At 73.4% G+C, this 14,682-nt stretch carries 15 protein-coding genes; 9 read left to right on the top strand and 6 right to left on the bottom strand.

Translation table 11 applies throughout. The features are described from left to right. The first annotated feature begins 42 nt into the window (after positions 1-42). From ACQEVU_RS22555 to ctaD, 3 genes are read left to right on the top strand one after another with little or no spacing between them, the layout of a single operon-like run. Complete coding sequence (locus tag ACQEVU_RS22555; RefSeq protein ID WP_433326585.1) at positions 43-462, top strand: cytochrome c oxidase subunit 4; 420 nt, start codon at positions 43-45, stop codon at positions 460-462. Next, positions 459-2,003: a cytochrome bc1 complex cytochrome b subunit gene (gene qcrB, locus ACQEVU_RS22560; protein ID WP_433326587.1), complete on the top strand. Its 1,545-nt coding sequence runs from the start codon at positions 459-461 to the stop codon at positions 2,001-2,003. The genes ACQEVU_RS22555 and qcrB overlap by 4 nt, the downstream gene beginning before the upstream one ends. Continuing rightward, positions 1,996-3,669 (top strand): aa3-type cytochrome oxidase subunit I, encoded by a 1,674-nt coding sequence (gene ctaD, locus ACQEVU_RS22565; protein ID WP_433326589.1) that lies wholly within the window; start codon positions 1,996-1,998, stop codon positions 3,667-3,669. The genes qcrB and ctaD overlap by 8 nt, the downstream gene beginning before the upstream one ends. 9 nt (positions 3,670-3,678) lie before the next feature. Here ctaD and ACQEVU_RS22570 read toward each other — a convergent pair whose 3' ends face one another. From ACQEVU_RS22570 to ACQEVU_RS22580, 3 genes are all read right to left on the bottom strand, one after another. Beyond that, positions 3,679-4,491 (bottom strand): hypothetical protein, encoded by an 813-nt coding sequence (locus ACQEVU_RS22570; RefSeq protein WP_433326591.1) that lies wholly within the window; start codon positions 4,489-4,491, stop codon positions 3,679-3,681. A gap of 237 nt (positions 4,492-4,728) precedes the next feature. Further along, complete coding sequence (locus ACQEVU_RS22575; RefSeq protein ID WP_433326593.1) at positions 4,729-5,316, bottom strand: hemerythrin domain-containing protein; 588 nt, start codon at positions 5,314-5,316, stop codon at positions 4,729-4,731. Next, positions 5,309-6,526 (bottom strand): hypothetical protein, encoded by a 1,218-nt coding sequence (locus tag ACQEVU_RS22580; protein WP_433326595.1) that lies wholly within the window; start codon positions 6,524-6,526, stop codon positions 5,309-5,311. The genes ACQEVU_RS22575 and ACQEVU_RS22580 overlap by 8 nt, the downstream gene beginning before the upstream one ends. A 275-nt stretch (positions 6,527-6,801) precedes the next feature. Between ACQEVU_RS22580 and ACQEVU_RS22585 the strand changes: the two genes are divergently transcribed. From ACQEVU_RS22585 to ACQEVU_RS22600, 4 genes are all read left to right on the top strand, one after another. Then, the gene (locus tag ACQEVU_RS22585) at positions 6,802-7,200 is read left to right on the top strand and encodes a ChaB family protein (protein WP_433326597.1); all 399 of its coding nucleotides are present in this window, start codon (positions 6,802-6,804) and stop codon (positions 7,198-7,200) included. 126 nt (positions 7,201-7,326) lie between these two features. Further along, positions 7,327-8,139 carry a mechanosensitive ion channel family protein gene (locus ACQEVU_RS22590; RefSeq protein WP_433326599.1) on the top strand — a complete coding sequence of 271 codons (813 nt, stop codon included), beginning with the start codon at positions 7,327-7,329 and terminating at the stop codon, positions 8,137-8,139. 24 nt (positions 8,140-8,163) lie between these two features. Next, positions 8,164-8,391, top strand: a complete 228-nt coding sequence (locus tag ACQEVU_RS22595) for a hypothetical protein (RefSeq protein WP_433326601.1) — start codon at positions 8,164-8,166, stop codon at positions 8,389-8,391. 12 nt (positions 8,392-8,403) lie between these two features. Further along, positions 8,404-9,330 (top strand): cation diffusion facilitator family transporter, encoded by a 927-nt coding sequence (locus tag ACQEVU_RS22600; protein ID WP_433326603.1) that lies wholly within the window; start codon positions 8,404-8,406, stop codon positions 9,328-9,330. A gap of 3 nt (positions 9,331-9,333) precedes the next feature. Here ACQEVU_RS22600 and ACQEVU_RS22605 read toward each other — a convergent pair whose 3' ends face one another. Both ACQEVU_RS22605 and ACQEVU_RS22610 read right to left on the bottom strand, forming a co-directional pair. Then, positions 9,334-10,890 (bottom strand): multicopper oxidase family protein, encoded by a 1,557-nt coding sequence (locus ACQEVU_RS22605; protein ID WP_433326605.1) that lies wholly within the window; start codon positions 10,888-10,890, stop codon positions 9,334-9,336. Further along, the gene (locus tag ACQEVU_RS22610; RefSeq protein ID WP_433326607.1) at positions 10,883-11,131 is read right to left on the bottom strand and encodes a hypothetical protein; all 249 of its coding nucleotides are present in this window, start codon (positions 11,129-11,131) and stop codon (positions 10,883-10,885) included. The genes ACQEVU_RS22605 and ACQEVU_RS22610 overlap by 8 nt, the downstream gene beginning before the upstream one ends. A gap of 10 nt (positions 11,132-11,141) precedes the next feature. On the opposite strand from ACQEVU_RS22610, the gene ACQEVU_RS22615 reads away from it, so the two are divergent. Next, entirely contained in the window at positions 11,142-11,423 is a 282-nt protein-coding gene (locus tag ACQEVU_RS22615; RefSeq protein ID WP_433326609.1) for a LysR substrate-binding domain-containing protein, read from the top strand. A gap of 14 nt (positions 11,424-11,437) precedes the next feature. Here the strand turns inward: ACQEVU_RS22615 and ACQEVU_RS22620 are convergent, their stop codons facing one another. Further along, the gene (locus tag ACQEVU_RS22620) at positions 11,438-12,277 is read right to left on the bottom strand and encodes a Rieske 2Fe-2S domain-containing protein (RefSeq protein WP_433326611.1); all 840 of its coding nucleotides are present in this window, start codon (positions 12,275-12,277) and stop codon (positions 11,438-11,440) included. Positions 12,278-12,399: 122 nt separating this feature from the next. Here ACQEVU_RS22620 and ACQEVU_RS22625 point away from each other — a divergent pair, with 122 nt between their 5' ends. Next, complete coding sequence (locus tag ACQEVU_RS22625; protein WP_433326613.1) at positions 12,400-14,667, top strand: catalase; 2,268 nt, start codon at positions 12,400-12,402, stop codon at positions 14,665-14,667. Positions 14,668-14,682 lie beyond the last annotated feature (15 nt).

Consider the following 14,682-nt stretch of genomic DNA (forward strand, 5'->3'; position numbering starts at 1 on the left):
CGGCCGCGGCTGGGTTAGAGGCGCCCCTGTGGGGAGGTGTCCGTGCGGACCGAAGCGAAGGTGTTCGGGGTCATCGCGCTGTTTCTGCTGGTCACGACCGGCGTCTACATGTGGTGGACCGGCCTCGGGGCGGCGCATCCGGAGTGGGCGGGCACGCTGGCGCTCGGCGTGTCCGGCCTCATGAGCACGCTGTGCGGGAGCTACTGCTGGTTGGTCGCGCGGCGGATGCCGCTGCGGCCCGAGGACCGGCCCGGCGCCGAGATCGCCGACGGCGCGGGGACGGTCGGGTTCTTCGCGCCGCCCGGGTTCTGGCCGTTCGGCATCGCGGTGTCGGTCTCCGCCGGCGCGGTCGGCATCGCGGTCAGCCAGTGGTGGCTGCTCGGCGCGGCCATCATCGCCCTGCTGCTCGCCACGGCGGGGCTGGTCTTCGAGTTCTACGCCGGCGCGCCGGAGTCGCGGTGAGGCACCGGTCCCGGCGGGCTGCCCGCGCGGCGGCCATCGCCCTCGACGAGCGCTTCCAGGCCGCCACACCGCTGCGGGGCATCCTGAACAAGGTCTTCCCGGACCACTGGACGTTCATGCTGGGCGAGCTGGCGCTGTACTCCTTCATCGCGCTCCTGCTGACCGGCACCGTGCTCGCGCTGTTCTTCGACCCGTCGATGCGGGTGGTGCACTACGACGGCTCCTACACCCCGCTGCGCGGGCTGCCGATGTCGGCGGCGTACGACTCCGCGCTGCAGATCAGCTTCGACATACGCGGCGGGCTGTTCCTGCGCCAGATGCACCACTGGGCGGCGGACCTGTTCATGGCCGCGATCGTCGTGCACATGGGCCGCATCTTCCTCACCGGGGCGTTCCGCAAGCCGCGCGAGGTCAACTGGGTCATCGGCATCTTCATGTTCTGGCTCGGGTTCATCGAGGGCTTCGCCGGCTACTCGCTGCCCGACGACGGCCTGTCCGGCACCGGCCTGCGCATCGCGGCCAGCATCGTCGAGTCGCTGCCGATCATCGGCACCTGGGCGTCCAACGCGCTGTTCGGCGGCGAGTTCCCGGGCGAGGTGATCATCGGGCGGCTGTACATCGTCCACGTCCTGCTCGTGCCCGGCGCCCTCGTGGCGCTCATCACCGTGCACCTCGGCCTGGTCGTGAAGCAGAAGCACACCCAGTGGCCGCGGGCGGGGAGCACGAACGACAACGTCGTCGGCGAGCGGATGGTGCCGGGCTTCGCCGGCCGCTCGACCGGGCTCGCGCTCATGGTGTTCGCGATGCTGGCCGGGCTCGGCGGGCTGGTGCAGATCAACCCGCTGTGGCTGTTCGGCCCCTACGAGTCCGCGGTGGTCACCGCGGCCAGCCAGCCCGACTGGTACGTCATGTTCCTCGACGGCGGCCTGCGGCTCATGCCGCCGTGGGAGATCCGCGCGTTCGGCTACACACTGTCCCCGGTCTTCTGGCCCGGCGTCGTGCTGCCCGGCGTGCTCACCGGGCTCGCCCTCGCCTACCCGTTCGGCCACGCCTGGCGCCACCGCGGGCAGGGCTACCAGAACCTGCTGCAGCGCCCGCGCGACGCGCCCACCCGCGCGGCGGTCGGCGCCATGGCCGTCACCTTCTTCATGGTGCTGACCGTCTCGGCCGCCAACGACGTCCTCGCCGACAAGTTCCACATCAGCCTCAACGCGATGGTCTGGGCCGGGCGTATCGGCGCGGTCGTGCTGCCGCCGCTCGCCTTCTACCTCACCCGCCGCCTGTGCCTGGGCTTCCAGCAGCAGGACCGCAAGCGGCTCGCCCACGGCCTGGAGACCGGGATCGTCATCCGCACGCCCGACGGGGAATACCGCGAGATCGAACAGCCCCTCGCCCGGCCGGGCGAGCTGCCGCTGCCGTACGCGGGCTGGGCCGTGCCGAAGCGCATGCAGCGCCTCGGCGTCAACCGTCCCGCCCTGGAGCGGGCCCCGGACAAGGCGGAGCTGGAGAAGGCGCCCGCGAAGGAGACCGCCGATGACTGACCGCAGGGTGGTGCCCGTCGACCCGGTGCACACCCCGAGCCTGCCGGGGCCGCGCCGGCGCGTCGCGCCGGGCGGCCGGGTCGTCGAGGCCCTCGGGACCACCGACGCCAAGCGGATCGGCGTGCTGTACCTGGTGACGTCGTTCGGCTTCTTCATCGTCGGCGGCATCCTGGCGCTGCTGATGCGGGCCGAGCTCGCCCGGCCGGGGCTGCAGTTCCTCTCGACCGAGCAGTACAACCAGCTGTTCACCATGCACGGCACGATCATGCTGCTGCTGTTCGCGACCCCGCTCGTCTTCGGCTTCGGCAACTTCCTCGTGCCGCTGCAGATCGGCGCGGCCGACGTCGCCTTCCCGCGGCTCAACGCCCTGGCCTACTGGCTGTACCTCACCGGCGGCCTCGTCGCGCTCGGCGGCTTCGCGAGCCCGGGCGGCGCCGCCGACTTCGGCTGGTTCGCCTACGCGCCGCTCAACAGCGAGATCAACTCGCCCGGCGTCGGCTCCGACCTGTGGATCATGGGCCTGGTCGTGTCCGGCGCCGGCACGGTGATCGGCGCCGTCAACATGATCACGACCGTGCTCACGCTGCGTGCGCCCGGGATGACGATGTTCCGGATGCCGATCCTGACCTGGAACATCTTCGCCACCGCGTTCATGGTGCTCCTGGCGTTCCCGGTGCTGACCGCCGCGCTGCTGGTCCTGGAGATCGACCGCAAGCTCGGCGCGCACGTGTACGACCCCGCGGTCGGCGGTCCGCTGCTGTGGCAGCACCTCTTCTGGTTCTTCGGCCATCCCGAGGTCTACATCGTGGCGCTGCCGTTCTTCGGCATCGTCACCGAGATCCTGCCGGTCTTCTCGCGCCGCCCGATCTTCGGCTACAAGGGCCTCGTCGGGGCCACCATCGCCATCGCGCTGCTGTCCATGAGCGTGTGGGCGCACCACATGTTCGTCACCGGCAACGTGCTGCTGCCGTTCTTCTCGTTCCTGTCGTACCTCATCGCCGTGCCCACCGGCATCAAGTTCTTCAACTGGATCGGCTCGATGTGGCACGGCCAGCTGACGTTCCCGACGCCGATGCTGTGGTCGCTGGGCTTCCTCGTGACGTTCCTCTTCGGCGGCCTGTCCGGCGTGCTGCTGGCCTCGCCGCCGGTGGACTTCCACGTCTCCGACACGTACTTCGTCGTCGCCCACATGCACTACGTGCTGTTCGGCACGATCGTGTTCGCCGCGTTCGGCGGCCTGTACTTCTGGTTCCCGAAGATCACCGGCCGGATGCTCGGCGAGCGCCTCGGCAAGCTGCACTTCTGGCTCACCTTCGTCGGCTTCCACACCACGTTCCTCGTCCAGCACTGGCTCGGCACGAGGGGCATGCCGCGCCGGTACGCGGACTACCTGCCGTCGGACGGCTTCACCACGTACAACACCATCTCGAGCATCGGCGCGTTGATCCTGGGCCTGTCGATGCTGCCGCTGCTGTACAACCTGTGGTCCTCCTACCGCTTCGGCCGCCTGGTCGAGGGCAACGACCCCTGGGGGTACACGAACTCGCTGGAGTGGGCGACCACGTGCCCGCCGCCGCGGCACAACTTCACCACCCTGCCCCGCATCCGCTCCAACCGCCCGGTCTTCGACGCCGTCCACGGCGACTCGACCGGTACGAAGGTCTGAGCCGGCCCCTCAGCGCACCAGCAGCCCCGGCGCCGTGTCGGGTCCGGCGAGGCGGCCCAGCGCGTCGTCCGGGCGCAGCGGCGCGAGCAGCGGCAGGTCGTACGGCTGGCGGGCCAGCACCTTGGTCGCGTGCCCGGGCGGCACGGTGCCGGTCGGGTAGCGGCGGGTGCAGCGGCCGTCGACGACGCCCCGGCGGGTGGCGAACGCGGCCGCCGCCCGCCAGCTGTCCAGCGGCGCGGTGCTCGGCCGGTGCGCGCCCGGCGGCTCCGGGAACGCCTCGATGGCGGTGAACGGCTCGCTGCCGGCCAGCCACCAGCACAGCTCCTGCACGGTGTCCCAGGTCGGCTCCCGGCACCAGTACGGCACCAGCCCGGCCCGCAGCACGTTCCACGGGTCCACGAGCCGGCCGCACTCGACGACGAGCCGGTTGCCGGTGCGGCCGTCGGCGCGCAGCCAGTGGCGGTACAGGTCGGCGACGGCGGCGCTGAGCGCGGCCGCGCTCGAGTAGAGCACCTCGCGGGCGGTCAGCCGCCGGCGCCGGCAGGCGTCGAAGAGGGCCCGGGCCGTGCCCCGGTCGACCTGCCGCGGTCCGTGGACCAGCACCACGGTGCCGCTCGGCGCGACGTGCTCGTCGAGCGCCGCCGGCCAGCCGCCGTCGAGCGGCTGCCAGGGCACCCCGAGGGCCAGCGCGAGGTGGACGGCCGAGCCGTGCGCCGCGCCGAGCACCAGGCCCGGGTGCCGCCGCGGCGGCCGCACGGCGCCGTGGCGCAGCGCCTCGGCCGACGCCCGCGCGAAGAGGTGCTCCAGCGGCGGCCGGATCAACGCTCGGCCCTGTGGCGGGCGCCGCTGCCCGGCGCAGGGGGTGGTGGGTCCGGATCGGTCATGGGCGCCGCCACCTTCTGAAGGTCGACAGATTCGGCTCATGCGGCGTGCCCACTTCCCGCCGGCAACGCGATGAAACGGCCGCCGTCAGCGGAACACGGGCGGCGGCAAGCGCAGCGACGAGAGGAGTACCGCATGATCGACCACGACCGCGGGGCTCCGGGGCCCTGTTCAACCCTACCGCCGGTCGGGCGCCGGGCCGCCGCCGGCGCTCACGGCGCGGATCGCGTCGCGGACGCGGTCGGCCACCGCGAGGAACGGGCCGGCGGCCACGTTCGCCAGGGCGGACTCGGCGCCCGGGTGCGGGCGGGTGGGCGCGACGGCCTCGGCGGCCCGCAGCGCGGTGGCCAGCCGGCCCAGCCGCGCCGGCTCCACGTGCTGGCGCAGCCGGTTGAACTCGTAGCGCTCCTCGTGCCGGGCGTGCTCGAGGACCGCCTCGCGCAGCAGCACGACCGCGGCCTCGAACCCCGGGGCGTCCACGCCCTGCTCGACGAGCACGGCCAGGGCCTGCTTCGCCTCGCGCTCCTCGGCCAGCCGGTCGTCGACGAGATCGTCGCCGCCGCCGGGCAGCCTCCGCACGAGCGGGTGGATCAGCTCCTCCTCCGCCGTCTCGTGCACGGCCAGCAGGCGCACGAGCTCGTCGAAGGCGCGGCGGCGGGCCTGGCCGGAGCCGCCGGTGACGAGCAGGAACAGCTCCTCGATCCGGGCGTGCTGGACCAGCAGCAGGTCCACGACGTCCTCGGTGCGGGTCGCGGTGTCAGCCACGGCCGGCCCCCAGGCGCTCGCGCAGCGACTCGACCGGGTGCGGGCCGTCGGTCTCGATGCGGTACTCGCCGCCGAAGCGCTCCCGGTGCCGGTCGATGACGTCCTCGGACGGCGGCTGCTCGCCGCCGTGCACCTGCCGCTGCATCCACTCGAAGCGCTGGTGGGCCTCGCGCACGTAGCCCTCGCCGAGCTTCGTGAGGTCGATCTGGGTGGCCAGCAGGTGGCGCAGGAACCCCTTGTTCGGCTCGAACCGCAGCGGCTCGGGCACGCCGGCGGCGCCGGCGATCTGCTCGGGCTCGCGGCCGTCGTGGCGGCGCAGGAGGCCCGCCGCCTGCTGCAGGTGGCCGAGCTCCATCTGCAGGTGCAGCTCCCACAGCGACTTGATCCGTCGGTCGCTCTCCTGCTCCATGAAGGAGTAGTACAGCCAGCATTCGTTGTACTGGTGGATCAGCAGCCGTTCCCACCAGTTCTCGCCCGGGTCGAGCAGCGACTCGTAGTGGGTGACGTGCTCCTGCTCGATGAGGCTGATCTCCTGGTACAGCTGCCGGGCGATCGGCTCCATGTACTGCGGGCCGACGTTCATGTAGTAGAGCATCACCTGCTGCTCGGCCGAGAGGATCGTCAGCGCGTTGAGCTTGGAGCGCGGGTCGACCGCGTCCTTGTCGTAGGGCGCGCACACGTCGTCGTACGGGTGGCGGTGCTGCTGCGCGGTGGGCCGGCCGGGCATCACCTCGGTGAGCGCGTCGACGATCTTCTCCGCCCGGCGGTGCTCGATCATCTCGTAGAGGTTGGCGTAGCGGTACAGGTGGTCGAAGTCCTCGAGCACGCCGAACTCGTAGGCCTGGCGCAGGGAGGGGTCCGGCTCGTGCCGGGCCACCCACGCGGTGAGGTCGACGGCGACCTGCTCGTAGCCCAGCGTCGTCTCCAGCACGCTGGATACGCCCGGTAGCAGCCAGTTCACGGCCCGCTGCTGCTGGCTCTCGACGTAACGGACGAGCGCCAGCTCCCGGCGGACCTCCGGGTCCGGGCAGTTGCGGGCGAACTGGTGCTGGAACATGACCGCCTCGACCTCGATGCCGTTCATGGTGATGATGCGGCACCGGGTGTACGGGTCGACGGCCTCCGGGTCGATGGGCTCGACGTCGAGCTCCCGCCAGTTGCGGATCTGCTGCTCCAGCGGGATGCCCCGATGATCCAATGGGTTGAACACGCGATCTCCCTCGCGAACGCTGCGGCACGGCCAAGCCGCACGCGGCGGCCCCTGCCCCCTCTGCGGAGCCGCCGCGCCGACACGCGGGCGACTTTCCGGCAGCGGGCGGCCGAAACAATTCGGCGGGCCGCCGGGCCGCTGGAACCGTTACGCCGCCTACCGGTGCGGAGCCGATCGGTACTGGCGGCGTGACGGCGGCCGTTTGAACCACGGTCGCCCGGGCACCGGTCCAAGTGGTGACCGAGCACGTCGTCACCGGGGAAAGGAGGACGGTCATGCCAGCGCGTCAGGACATGCCCAGCACGCTCAAGCGGTCGCCGAAGAAGGCGCAGGACACGTACGTCAAGGCGCACGACTCGGCCGTCGAGGAGTACGGCGAGGGCGAGCGCGCCCACCGCACCGCCCTGGCCGCCGTGAAGCACTCGTTCGAGAAGGTCGGCGACCACTGGGAGCCCAAGGCCAAGAAGGGCCCCAGCGACGCTAAGGCGGCCGGCGGGCGCAACACGCGCGCCCAGACCGCCGGCGGCGTCGACGCCAACGCCAGCAAGCACCACCTCATGGACGTGGCCAAGCGGCTCGACATCAACGGGCGGTCGCGGATGACCAAGCCGCAGCTGGTCGACGCCATCCAGAAGGCCAACGCGAGCAGCACTCGCAAGTCGCGCGGCCGGTAGGCGGAACGCAGCCAGGTGGTGATCTGCATCACCGGATAACGCCTCGCCGCCCGTGGGCATCATGATCGCGAACGACCGACGGAGGTATGGTCGCGGTCGGTGCACACGGGCGCGAGGAGGAGTGGCATGGTCTGGCAGGCGCGGGGACGGCGCAACGGCGACGACGGCGCGGCGGGCCATCACACGCCCGGCCTCGGCGCACTGCGGTCGATCGACCTGCGGGTGCGGCCCGACTTCCGGCGCACCGTCATCTTCGGCGCGATCGCGCTCATCGCCCTGGTCGCCGGGCACGACGTCGGCGGCGTGCACGCCGAGTCGCTGCGGATCCGCCTGATCGCCTACGGCTGCGCGCTCGTCACCGCCGTGTTCGGGGTGGCGGCGAGCCGGACGGCGGCGCGCGAGGTGCAGCGCATCGCCGTCGCCCGCGCGGGCGCCGTGGCGGGGACGCCGCTTCGGCTGTTCGTGCTCCTCGGCGGGTACCTCATCGCCGTCCTGGCCGTCTGCGACCTGCTCGGCGTGCAGCTGCGGCAGGTCCTCGTCGGCGGGGCGATCACCGGCATCGTCGTCGGCCTCGCGGCCCAGCCGGTGCTGGGCAACCTCTTCGCCGGCCTGGTGCTGCTCTTCGCCCGCCCCTACGTGCCGGGCCAGCAGGTGCGGGTCATGTCGGGTGCGATCAACGGCCCGCACACCGGCTACATCGTCTCGGCCGGCCTGCTGTACACCATGCTGGAAACCACCGACGGCCCCCTGAACATCCCCAACTCGGCGCTGCTGGCCGCCGCCGTCGGCCCCGCTCCCGTGGAGCCCGAGCCGCCCGCGGAGGCCGCACCGGACGAGGCCTTCTCGCCGCCGGTGCAGGACGGCGCCGCGCTCGCCACGGTCGTCGCCGGCGCGGAGGCGGGCGAGGAGCTCACCAAGCACCCGGGTGTTTCCGGCTGACACCGCAGGGGTAGCCCGATTCGCATGATGCGATGGATTCCTGTGGCCGCCGGCGTTGCGGTGGGTTATGTGCTGGGCACCCGCGCGGGGCGCGAGAAGTACGTGCAGCTGGTCGAGGGCCTGCGCGACGTGCGCGCCAACCCGACGTTCGACCAGGTGCAGAAGACGGTCCGCAACGTGACCAGCACGCCGCCCACGACCACGCCGGCCAACGGCTCCGCGCCCCTGGTGGCCGGGCACCCCAAGCCCTGACGCCGGCACGGCATGCCGGAGCATGAGGACAGCACGCGCACGGTCGTGGTCGCGGCCGCGGCCAACCTGGGCATCGCGGCGGCCAAGGCGGTGGCCGCCCTGCTGACCGGCTCGGCCGCGCTGTGGGCCGAGACCCTGCACTCGCTCGCCGACACCGGCAACGAGGTGCTGCTGTGGCTGGGGCTGCGCCGCTCCAAGCGTGGCGCCGACCGCCGGCATCCCTTCGGCTACGGCCAGGAACGCTTCTTCTGGGCGTTCCTGGCCGCGCTCGGCATCTTCCTCGTCGGCGGGCTGCTGTCGGTCGCCGAGGGCGTGCGCAGCCTGCTCGTCCCGGAGCCCCTCCAGAGCCCGTGGATCGGCATCGCCGTGCTGGTGGTGTCCGCGGCCTTCGAGGGGTACTCCTGGCGCACCGCCCGCCGCCAGCTGCGCCGGGACGCGGCCCGGCGCCGCCGGTCCGTGCGCGAGCATCTCGCGCTGGCCTCCGACCCGAGCGCGACGACGGTGTACCTCGAGGACACCGCCGCCCTCGTCGGCATCGGCCTGGCCCTGCTCGCCCTGATCCTGCACATGGTCACCGGCTGGGCGTGGTGGGACGCCGCCGCCAGCATGGCCATTGGCGTGCTGCTCGCCGTCGTGGCGTGGCTGCTCGCCCGGCGCTCCAAGACGCTGCTCATCGACGCGGCCGCCCCGGAGGACGTGATGCAGCGGCTGCGCGAGGCGATGGGCCCGCAGCCGTGGATCCGGGAGGTGCACGAGTTCCGGGCGGTGTACGTGGGCCCGTCCCAGCTGCTCGTCACGCTCGGCGTCGAGCCGCGCGCGGAACTGGGGGAGCGGCCCGGCGCGGAACTGCTCGACCGCGTCGGCGACCTGCGCGAGCGGCTGCGCGGCTCACCCGCCGTGGCCGACGCGGTCGTCACGCTGGTGCCGCCGCGTCCTTAGGCCTCACACGATCTCCAGGTTGGCCATCATGCCCATGTCCTCGTGCTCGGCGTTGTGGCAGTGGAACAGGTACCGGCCGCGGTAGCCCTCGAACCGGGTGATGATCTCCACCGCCTCGCCCGGGCGCAGGGCGACGGTGTCCTTGAGCCCGGCGTCGTGCGGCAGCGGCGCCCGGCCGCCGCGCGAGAGCACCCGGAAGCCGGCCAGGTGCAGGTGCACGGGATGGTGCACGTCGGCGACCAGCCGCCACACCTCGACGTCGCCCAGGCCGACGGTGACGTCCGCGCGGGCCGGGTCGAACGGGCGGCCGCCGATCAGCCAGCCGCGGCCGTCGCCCATGCGGCCGGCGCGGAAGGCGAAGTCCCGCACGCGGACGGCGTCCGTGCGCGGCCACGCCGGCAGATCGGCGCTCAGCACCGGCGGGACGCGGCTGTCGTCGGCGGCGCGGCGGGCGACCCGGAAGGCCATGACGTCCGCCGTGCGTCCCGACCCGAGCCGGTTGACGAGCCGCACGCGCCCGCCGGGCGGGACGCCCGCGAAGTCGACGACGACGTCGTAGCGCTCGGCCGGCGCGAGGGGCAGGCGCCGGTGGGTCACCGGCGCGGCGAGCAGGCCCTGGTCGGCGCCGACCTGGACCAGGTCCAGCCGGCGGCCGTCGTCGGTGACGGCCTCGAGCTCGTACTGGCGGGCGTTCGAGGCGTTGAGGATCCGCAGCCGGTACCGCACCGCGTCGACCTCGTGCACCGGCCACGGGGCGCCGTTGACGAGGATGACGTCGCCGAGCACGCCGGCGACGTAGCGCTCGCGCACGCCCGGCCGCTCGCGCAGGGCCGGGTCGAGGGAGGGGTAGGCGAGGCCGCCGTCGGCGCCGAAGGCCCGGTCGGCGAGCACCAGGGGCAGCTCGCGCGGGCCGGCCGGCAGGCCGAGGGCGTCCTCGGCATCGTCGCGGACGATGTGCAGCCCGGCCAGGCCCCGCCAGATCGCCGGGGCGGTGAAGTCCATGCGATGGTCGTGGTACCACAGCATCGCCGCCCGCTGGTCCAGCGGGAAGGCGTACTCCCGCGTCACCTCGCTCGTCACCGCCCGCGGGTCGTGCCGGTGGTGCTCGGCCCAGCCCGCGGGGAGCACGAGGTCGGTCGGGTAGCCGTCGGAGGACGCCGGGGTCCGCCCGCCGTGCAGGTGTACGACGGACGGGACGGGCAGCTCGTTGCGGTGCGTCACGGTGAGCGGCCGGCCGCGGCGCGACTCGATCGTCGGCCCGGGAAACGTTCCCTCGTACGTCCACAGCCGCGTCGGGACGCCCGGCAGGAGCTCCACGGTCGCCTCGCGCTGGGTGATCGCGTACCGGCCGGGGCCGGCCGGGGCCAGCGGCCGGGGGATCGGCAGCGGCACCCGGAACGGCGGCGGCAGCGGCACCTCGCTGCGCAGCTGCGCGCCGGTGAACGCGGGCCGGCGGGCCAGCGCGGCCGAGGCCGACAGCCCGCCGGCCGCCACCAGCCCGAGCGCTCCGCCGATGCCGAGCATCCGCCGCCGGGTGACGCCGCCGTCGCGCTCAGGCATCGCCGGCCACCCGCCTGCGCAGCGGCTCGCGCCAGGCGGCGGCGAACTGCACGACGAGCCCGGTGACGGTGAGCACGCCCAGCGGGATGTGCAGCCACAGGGCGCCGGCCAGGCCGGCGAAGTACTGCACCGTCTCCGCCGCCACCAGCGCCGCCGTGGCCGGCAGCGGCCCGGGCCGGCGGCGGCGCACACAGATCGCGGCCGCCGCGAGCAGCTGCAGGTAGCCGATCGAGGTCACCACGTCGGCGCCGGTGGCGTGCCGGCTCTTCGCCGCCCGCGGCCGCACCCCCCGCATCGTCTGCGAGAGCGACGAGCACGGCGCCATCGCCGACCTGATCGGCGCGTGGCTCGGCGTCGGGCTCGTCCCCGCCTTCGCCGGCCGCTACGCCGGGCCGGCCACGGGCGCGTGGATCGCCGTCGACAGCCCCGACTGCCGGCGCACGGTGACGCTGTACTGGGGCGCCGGGAGCCACCTGTCGCCCGCCGCCCGGCTCATGCGCTCCGCACTGACCGCCTGGGACTGGACCTCGTAGGTCAGTACACCAAGCTAGAGCAGGGCCGCCTCGAGCCGGCCGTCGCGGACGCGGGTGCGCAGCCGCGGCTGGTCCGACGCGGCCGGGCCGTGCATGGCCTTGCCGTCACGCAGGCGGAACACGCTGCCGTGCCAGGGGCACTCGATGCACTGGTCGCCGTCGACGTCGACCATGCGGCCGTCGGGCAGCGGCCCGCCCTGGTGCGCGCAGCGGGCGATCAGGACGGTGAAGCGGTCCTGGTCGCGGTACACCATCACCGGCGTCTCCCCGATCGTGCGCCGGTACGCCTGGCCGTCGGGAATCGTGTCCACGGCCGCGACCTCGTGCCAGCCGACCGGCACCTGCGGCAGGGCCGTGGTGGCGTGGCTGACCCCGGCGCCCTCGCTGTACGCGAGGTGCCCGCCGAGGTACGCCCCGGCGCTGGCGACGCCGAGCCCGGCCAGGGTGAGCGCCTGCCCGCGGCGGCGGTGGCCCCGCAGCCGCGCGACCACCGAGGCGGCCATCAGCCCGACCGCGGTGACGTTCGCGGCGGCGTGCACCACCGCGACCCGCCGCTGCTGCGGCGACAGGGTGGCGAAGTCGGCCCAGCCGGTCGCCGCGGTCGGCACGGCGGCGGCGGTGCCGACGGTGAGCAGCGCCGTCGCGGCCGGCCCGGTGCCCGGCACCAGGTCCAGCATCGCCGCGCTCGTCCACGCCCCGACCGGCACCTGCACCGCGGCCGGGTGCAGCGGATGGCCGAACCACCGGCCGTGCAGCGCGTCGCCGAGCCGGCCCCGGCCCACGGTGGCCAGCGCGAAGCGCCGCAGCCTGTCGCCGATGCGGTCCAGCGACCGCACGCCTTCCAGCCTCGTCATCAGCTCGCTCATAACGGTTGCCGTGCCCAGCGCCGAGGAGGCCAAACGGTGTTTTCGGCAGGGACCGGCGGGTAAGCGGCAGCGTCCGCAGTAGATCCTCCGGCGAAAGGTGCCGATACCCTATGGACAGCAAGCCCGCGAAGGCCGTGAAGAACGCCGTCGAGGCCGCCGCCGAGAAGGTCGTCGATCTCGTGACACCCGATGTGCCCGGCGCCCCGGGCAGCGGCACGCCGAGCGTCGACGAGCCGGTCGAGCCCCGTGAGCCGCTGCCGCCGAAGGGGGAGCAGGGCACGCCGGAGCCGCGCACACCGACCGGCGCGAGCATGGGCGGGCCGCCGGCCGCCAACGCCCAGCAGGGCGAGTACCTGACCACGGCGCAAGGGGCCCGCCTGCGCGACACCGACCACTCGCTGAAGGCCGGCCCCCGCGGCCCGATCCTGCTGCAGGACCACCATCTCCGCGAGAAGATCACGCACTTCGACCACGAGCGGATCCCGGAGCGGGTCGTGCACGCCCGGGGCGCCGGCGCGCACGGGGTCTTCGAGGCGTACGGCACCGCCGAGCCGGTCTGCCGGGCCGCGTTCCTGCGCAAGGGCCGGCGGACCGACGTGTTCGTGCGGTTCTCCACCGTGGTGGGCTCGCGCGGCTCCGCCGACACCGTGCGCGACACCCGCGGCTTCGCCACGAAGTTCTACACCGAGGAGGGCAACTTCGACCTCGTCGGCAACAACATCCCCGTCTTCTTCATCCAGGACGGCATCAAGTTCCCGGACGTCATCCACGCCGTCAAGCCGCACCCGGACCGCGAGATACCGCAGGCGCAGAGCGCGCACGACACGTTCTGGGACTTCGTGTCGCTGCACACCGAGGCCCAGCACCACACGATGTGGAACATGTCGGACCGGGGGATCCCCCGCTCGTTCCGCATGATGGAAGGCTTCGGCGTGCACACCTTCCGGCTCATCAACGATGCCGGCGAGACGGTGCTGGTCAAGTTCCACTGGAAGCCCAGGCTCGGCGTGCACTCCCTGGAGTGGGAGGAGGCCCAGATGCTCGCCGGCATGGACCCCGACTTCCATCGCCGCGACCTCTACGACGCCATCGAGGCGGGCGCGTTCCCGGAGTGGGAGCTGGGCATCCAGGTGCTGCCGGACACGCCGGAGGAGACCTTCGAGGGCATCGACCTGCTCGACCCGACGAAGATCGTGCCGGAGGAGCTCGCGCCGGTCCAGCCGATCGGGCGCTTGACGCTCAACCGCACGCCGACCAACTTCTTCGCCGAGGTCGAGCAGGCCGCGTTCCACCTGGGCAACCTCCCGCCCGGCATCGACGTGACCAACGACCCGCTGCTGCAGGCCCGCCTGTTCTCCTACGTCGACACCCAGATCACCCGGCTGGCCGGGCCCAACTTCCCGCAGATCCCGATCAACCGGCCGCACGCCCCGGTCAACGACATGCTCCGCGACGGCTTCCACCAGAACGCGGTGCACGGGGGCGTGGCGCCGTACCGCCCGAACTCCCTCGACGGCGGCAACCCGTTCCTGGCCGGCGACGCCGAGCACGCGTTCCTCGACGTGCCGGTGACGGTCGCCGAGTCGCGCAAGGTCCGCGCCAACCCGGTGTCCTTCGACGACCACTACAGCCAGGTGCGGCTGTTCTGGGTGAGCATGTCGCCGGTGGAGAAGGAGCACATCATCCGGGCGTACACCTTCGAGCTCGGCAAGTGCTACGAGCAGGCGATCAAGGAGCGGCAGCTGCTGTGCCTGGCGAACATCGACGCGACCCTGTGCGCCGAGGTCGCCGCCGGCCTGGGCCTGCCCGCGCCGGCACCGACGGTCCCGCTCGCCAAGGTCGTCCCGAGCCCGGCGCTGTCGCAGGTCGGCCGGGCGTGGCCGCCCGACGGCCGCACGATCGGCATCGTCGTCGACCCCGACGGCGACCTCGGCGGCCTGCGCGCGCTGCGCGAGGCGGTCTTCGCGGCCGGCCTGGTGCCGCTGCTCATCGCCCCGCGCGGCGGCCTGGTCGACGGCGTGCCGGTGCAGCGGACGTTCGCCACCGCGCGGTCGGTCGAGTACGACGCGCTGCTGCTGTCCGGCGCACCGGCCCCCGCCGCGGACGCGGTCCCGGCCCGCGACGCGAAGGCCGCGGCGAGCGACACCGCGACCATCGATCCGCGGGTGCTGCTGCTGGTCGAGGAGTCCTGGCGCCACGCCAAGGCGATCGGCGCCTGGGGCGAGGGCACGACGGTCGTCGCCACGGCCGGCCTGGCCGGCATCGGCAACGGCGCGGGTGTCGTCACCGGCGACAGCGGTACCGGCGTCTTCGCCACCGTGCTCGAGGCGCTGGGCACCCACCGCGCCTGGGAGCGCTTCCCGGCGACCGTCGCCTGAGCCGGCGCGGGGCCG

Source organism: Dactylosporangium sp. CA-139066 (genome assembly GCF_050936175.1).
Taxonomy (GTDB): domain Bacteria; phylum Actinomycetota; class Actinomycetes; order Mycobacteriales; family Micromonosporaceae; genus Dactylosporangium.

Bases quoted from the DNA above. Each gene is read 5' to 3' on its own strand.
- ACQEVU_RS22620 (WP_433326611.1), bottom strand. From the start codon at position 12,277: ATGACGAGGCTGGAAGGCGTGCGGTCGCTGGACCGCATCGGCGACAGG.
- ACQEVU_RS22590 (WP_433326599.1), top strand. From the start codon at position 7,327: ATGGTCTGGCAGGCGCGGGGACGGCGCAACGGCGACGACGGCGCGGCG.
- ACQEVU_RS22595 (WP_433326601.1), top strand. From the start codon at position 8,164: ATGATGCGATGGATTCCTGTGGCCGCCGGCGTTGCGGTGGGTTATGTG.
- ACQEVU_RS22585 (WP_433326597.1), top strand. From the start codon at position 6,802: ATGCCAGCGCGTCAGGACATGCCCAGCACGCTCAAGCGGTCGCCGAAG.
- ACQEVU_RS22625 (WP_433326613.1), top strand. From the start codon at position 12,400: ATGGACAGCAAGCCCGCGAAGGCCGTGAAGAACGCCGTCGAGGCCGCC.
- ACQEVU_RS22605 (WP_433326605.1), bottom strand. From the start codon at position 10,890: ATGCCTGAGCGCGACGGCGGCGTCACCCGGCGGCGGATGCTCGGCATC.
- ACQEVU_RS22600 (WP_433326603.1), top strand. From the start codon at position 8,404: ATGCCGGAGCATGAGGACAGCACGCGCACGGTCGTGGTCGCGGCCGCG.
- ctaD (WP_433326589.1), top strand. From the start codon at position 1,996: ATGACTGACCGCAGGGTGGTGCCCGTCGACCCGGTGCACACCCCGAGC.